Annotated in this window: 6 protein-coding genes; all 6 read left to right on the top strand. The window is 71.8% G+C overall.

Translation table 11 applies throughout. The features are described 5' to 3' along the window. Positions 1-63: 63 nt before the first annotated feature. Positions 64-1,317, top strand: coding sequence for a molybdotransferase-like divisome protein Glp (gene glp, locus ACYVIH_RS19740; RefSeq protein WP_460871253.1), 1,254 nt, complete (start codon positions 64-66; stop codon positions 1,315-1,317). Further along, a complete protein-coding gene (moaC, locus tag ACYVIH_RS19745; RefSeq protein WP_460871254.1) occupies positions 1,317-1,796 on the top strand; it encodes a cyclic pyranopterin monophosphate synthase MoaC in 480 nt (159 codons plus the stop codon). Before glp ends, moaC begins: the two co-directional genes overlap by 1 nt. Beyond that, the gene (locus tag ACYVIH_RS19750; RefSeq protein WP_460871255.1) at positions 1,793-2,263 is read left to right on the top strand and encodes a MogA/MoaB family molybdenum cofactor biosynthesis protein; all 471 of its coding nucleotides are present in this window, start codon (positions 1,793-1,795) and stop codon (positions 2,261-2,263) included. Before moaC ends, ACYVIH_RS19750 begins: the two co-directional genes overlap by 4 nt. 41 nt (positions 2,264-2,304) lie before the next feature. Continuing rightward, positions 2,305-2,868, top strand: a complete 564-nt coding sequence (locus tag ACYVIH_RS19755) for a GNAT family N-acetyltransferase (protein ID WP_460871258.1) — start codon at positions 2,305-2,307, stop codon at positions 2,866-2,868. 81 nt (positions 2,869-2,949) lie between these two features. After that, the gene (gene sepX, locus ACYVIH_RS19760; RefSeq protein WP_460871256.1) at positions 2,950-3,852 is read left to right on the top strand and encodes a divisome protein SepX/GlpR; all 903 of its coding nucleotides are present in this window, start codon (positions 2,950-2,952) and stop codon (positions 3,850-3,852) included. Between the two features lie 105 nt (positions 3,853-3,957). After that, a partial coding sequence (locus ACYVIH_RS19765) for a helix-turn-helix domain-containing protein (RefSeq protein ID WP_460871257.1) occupies positions 3,958-4,614 on the top strand: 657 nt, incomplete at its 3' end.

The raw sequence follows: 4,614 nt of genomic DNA on the forward strand, positions 1-4,614 counted from the left end.
CACCGACCACCAAGCCCGCGCCGCGACTTGCCTCACGGCAGCGGCTTGACATAGGAGAAACCCATGCCAGTGCCCGCCAGCTTCCCGACCGACCGCTGGAGCACCGTCGACGAGCACATCGAGCGGATCCTCGAGTCGATCACGCCGCTGCCGCCGTACGACCAGCCGCTTCTCGAGGCCCTCGGCCTGCCGGTCAGCGAGCAGGTCGTCTCGAGCGTCGACCTGCCCGGCTTCGACAACTCGGCGATGGACGGGTACGCGGTCTGCCACGCCGACATCGCCACCGCCACCGAGGATCACCCCGTGCACCTGCCGGTCGTCGGCGAGGTGGCGGCCGGCCAGACCAAGCTGTTCGCGATGTCGCCCGGCACGGCGGTGCGGATCATGACCGGCGCGCCGGTGCCGCAGGGCGCCGACACGATCGTGCCCGTCGAGGCGACCGACGGCGGGGTGGCGACCGTCCGGATCCACAAGGCGTCGACGCTCGCCCAGCACATCCGGCGGCGCGGTGAGGACGTGCTCTCCGGCGACGTGCTGCTCGAGGAGGGGACCGTGCTCGGCCCCCGCCAGATCGGCCTGCTCGCCTCGGTCGGCCGGGCGCAGGTCAGCACCCGGCCGCGGCCGCGCGTGGTGATCATGTCCACCGGCTCGGAGCTGCGCGAGCCGGGCACCCCGCTCGGGCACGACTCGATCTACGACGCGAACTCCTACATGCTCGCCGCCGCGGCGCGCAGCGCCGGTGCGATCGCCTACCGGGTCGGCATCGTCTCCGACGACCCGCAGGAGTTCGCCGACGCGCTGAGCGACCAGCTCGTCCGGGCGGACCTGGTGGTGACCAGCGGCGGGGTGAGCAAGGGCCAGTACGACGTGGTCAAGGAGGTGCTGAGCGAGCTCGGCACCGTCCACTTCGGCGAGGTCGCGATGCAGCCCGGCAAGCCGCAGGGCTTCGGCGTGGTGGGGGAGGATGCCACCCCGATCTTCACGCTGCCCGGCAACCCGGTCTCGGCCTACGTCTCGTTCGAGGTGTACGTCGTCCCGGCGATCCGGCGGATGATGGGCCGCACGCCCTACCGCCGACCGCTGGTCCGGGCGCTGTGCCAGCAGGGGTTCGCCTCGGCGCCGGCGAAGCGGCAGTTCGTCCGCGGACACTTCGAGATCGACTCCAAGGGCGCCTTCGTCGTGCCCGTCGGCGGCCACGGCTCGCACCTGGTCGGTGACCTGTCGGAGGCCAACGCGCTGATCGTCGTACCCGAGGACACCACCCGGGTCGATGCAGGCACCATGGTGCAGGTCATGGTCCTGGACCGGGACTTCTGATGAGCGGCCAGGACCGGCTCACCCACGTCGACGAGACCGGGGCCGCGCGGATGGTGGACGTGTCCGGCAAGGCGGTGACCTCGCGGACCGCGGTCGCCTCCGGGCGGGTGCTCGTCTCCGCCGAGGTGGTCGCCCTGCTGCGCGGCGAGGGCGTGCCGAAGGGCGATGCGCTCGGCGTCGCCCGGGTCGCGGGGATCATGGGCGCCAAGCGCACTCCCGACCTGGTGCCGCTGTGCCACCCGCTGGCGATCTCCGGGGTGACGGTCGACCTCGACGTGCAGGACGACGCGGTCGCGATCACCGCGACGGTGCGCACCAGCGACCGCACGGGCGTGGAGATGGAGGCGCTGACCGCGGTGTCGGTCGCGGCACTCACCGTGGTCGACATGGTCAAGGCGGTCGACAAGGGTGCGGTGATCACCGACATCCGGGTGGAGTCCAAGACCGGCGGCAAGAGCGGGGACTGGGCCCGGTCATGAAGGCGACGGTGGTCACGGCGTCGAACCGCGCGGCGGCCGGCGTCTACGAGGACACGACCGGCCCGCTGATCGTCGAGGCGCTCGTCGAGCTCGGCTTCGAGGTCACGGGTCCCGTGGTGGTGCCCGACGGTCAGCCCGTCGCCGACGCGATCCGGGCCGCGGTCGAGGGCGGAGCACGGGCGGTGCTCACCACAGGCGGCACCGGGCTGACTCCGACCGACCTCACCCCGGAGATGACCCGGCCGCTGCTGGACCGCGAGGTGCCCGGCATCGCCGAGGCGATCCGGGCCTACGGCGTGTCGAAGGGCGTGCCGACCGCCGCCCTGTCTCGGGGCCTCGCCGGGGTGTCCGGCAACGCGCTGGTCGTCAACCTCCCGGGCTCGCGCGGTGGCGTGAAGGACGGGCTCGCGGTCGTCGTACCCCTGCTCGTGCACGCCGTCGAGCAGATCGTGGGGAGCGACCACTGAGCCGCGGCTGGCCGGTCGAGCTCCGGTCCGGACGGATCGGGCTGCGCCCGCTGTCGCTGCGTGACGGGCGCGCCTGGCGCGAGGTCCGGGCCCGCAACCGCGAGTGGCTGGCGCCGTGGGAGGCGACCGTGCCGCCCGGCGACAACACCGCGCCGGCGACCTTCCGCGCGATGGTCCGCGACCTGCGACGCCAGGCGCGGCACGGCAGGGCGATGCCGTTCGCGGTCACCGTGGACGACGCGTTCGTCGGCCAGCTGACCGTGAGCAACATCGTCGGCGGCTCGGCCCGCTGGGCGCAGATCGGCTACTGGGTCGACCAGGAGTGCGCCGGGCAGGGGGTCATGCCGACCGCGGTGGCGCTGGCCGTCGACCACGTGCTGTTCGAGGTCGGCCTGCACCGTGTGGAGATCGCGATCCGGCCGGAGAACACCGCGAGCCTGCGCGTGGTGCACAAGCTGGGGTTCCTGGAGTACGGCTACGCGCCCCGCTACCTGCACATCGACGGCGACTGGCGCGACCACCGGCTGTTCGCGCTGACGGCCGAGGACTGCCCCCGCGGACTGCTCCGCCGATACAAGATCGAAGGGCCCCGCGACAACCCCTGACCACATGAGTCACAGGAGTTGTCTCACGACACACCGCCGCGCCTGCGGCTGCTTTCGCGCCGACACTTTTATGGTCATCTCGTGGACTTGTCAGGAATCATCTTCGTCGTGCTCGCCATCGCGTGGGCTGTCTACCTGGTTCCCAAGGCCCTCCGGCACCACGAGGAGATGGCGCGCACCCGGTCGGTGGACCGGTTCTCCACCGCGATGCGGGTCCTCGCCCGGCGTGAGCCCGTCGACAAGCGCAGCACCCGCCTCGTCGTGACCCCCGCCCGCTACAACGAGCGCATCCTGCTGCCCAGTCAGTCCGACCGCGACGAGGCACCCGCGCCGGCGATCGACCCCGCGGCCCGCCGCCGCAGCATCGCGGCCCGCCGGGCGGCGGCTCGTGCCGCCGCCCGTCGCCGCCGTCACGTCACCTTGGTCCTGCTGATCACCGACCTCGTCGTCGGTGTGCTCGCGGCGTTCTCGGTGCTTGCGTGGTGGAGCGTGCTGATCCCGGTCGCGCTCACCCTGCTCTACCTCGCGCTGTGCCGGACGCAGGTACGCCGCGAGGAGGACGCGCTGTGGAGCCCGGCCGTGGTCGCCGCCCGTGTCGAGGAGTCCGCTCCGCGTCGCGCGGTCCGCGTCGAGGCGTCGTACGGCGCGGTGCAGGCACCTGTCGCGCGCGAGACCGCGGCCGCTGCGGAGGAGTTCTCGCCCGACGAGGACACGATCACGATCCCGCTCTCGGAGCTCGAGACGGTTGCGGTCGCGGTGGAGACCGTCGACGGCGGTTCGCTGTGGGACCCGCTGCCGGTCACCCTGCCGACGTACGTCAACAAGGCACGCGCCGCCCGCACGGTCCGCACCATCGACCTCGGCGCACCCGACACCTGGACCTCCGGTCGCGACGAGGCCGACTCCGCGCTCGTCGAGCAGGCGACCGCGGATGCGGCCGAGGAGGTCGCCGAGACCGAGCAGCAGCGGGCGGTCAACAGCTGACTCTGTGCTGGTTCAGGACATCCCGGACAGGTGTCTCAAGACATGCCGGACGGATGTCTCCGGAGATCCCGGACTCTGAGTTGCCCGGGCGCCAGCGTCCGGGGCATGACACTCAACAGACTGGTCATCACCGCGCTGGTGACCGAGAAGCGTTCCGTGCCCGAGGTCGCCGCCGAGTACGGCGTCTCCCGTTCCTGGCTCTATGAGCTGCTGGCCCGTTACCGCCACGAGGGCGAGGCCGTCTTCGAGCCCCGCTCCCGACGCCCGAAGACGGCGCCCACCGCGATCCCGTCTGAGACGGTCGAGCTGATCATCGAGCTCCGACACAAGCTGACCGCGACTGGCCTGGACGCCGGCCCCGACACAATCCGGTGGCATCTGGAGCACCACCACGGCATCACCGTCTCCCGAGCCACGGTCTCGCGCTACCTGACCAAGGCCGGGCTGGTGGTCCCGGAGCCGAAGAAGCGCCCGAAGTCTTCCTACCTCCGCTTCGCCGCCGAGCAACCCAACGAGACCTGGCAGTCTGACTTCACCCACTACCGGCTCACCCGCCCCGACGGCCGGCCCGGCGCCGACACCGAGATCCTGACCTGGCTCGATGACCACTCCCGCTACGCGCTGTCGGTCACCGCACACCACCGGGTCACCGGCCCGATCGTGCTCACCGAGTTCCGCAGAACCGTAGCCACGCACGGGGTCCCGGCATCGACACTGACCGACAACGGGATGGTGTTCACCACCCGGCTGTCCGGCGGCAGC

Source organism: Nocardioides pakistanensis (assembly GCF_054781215.1).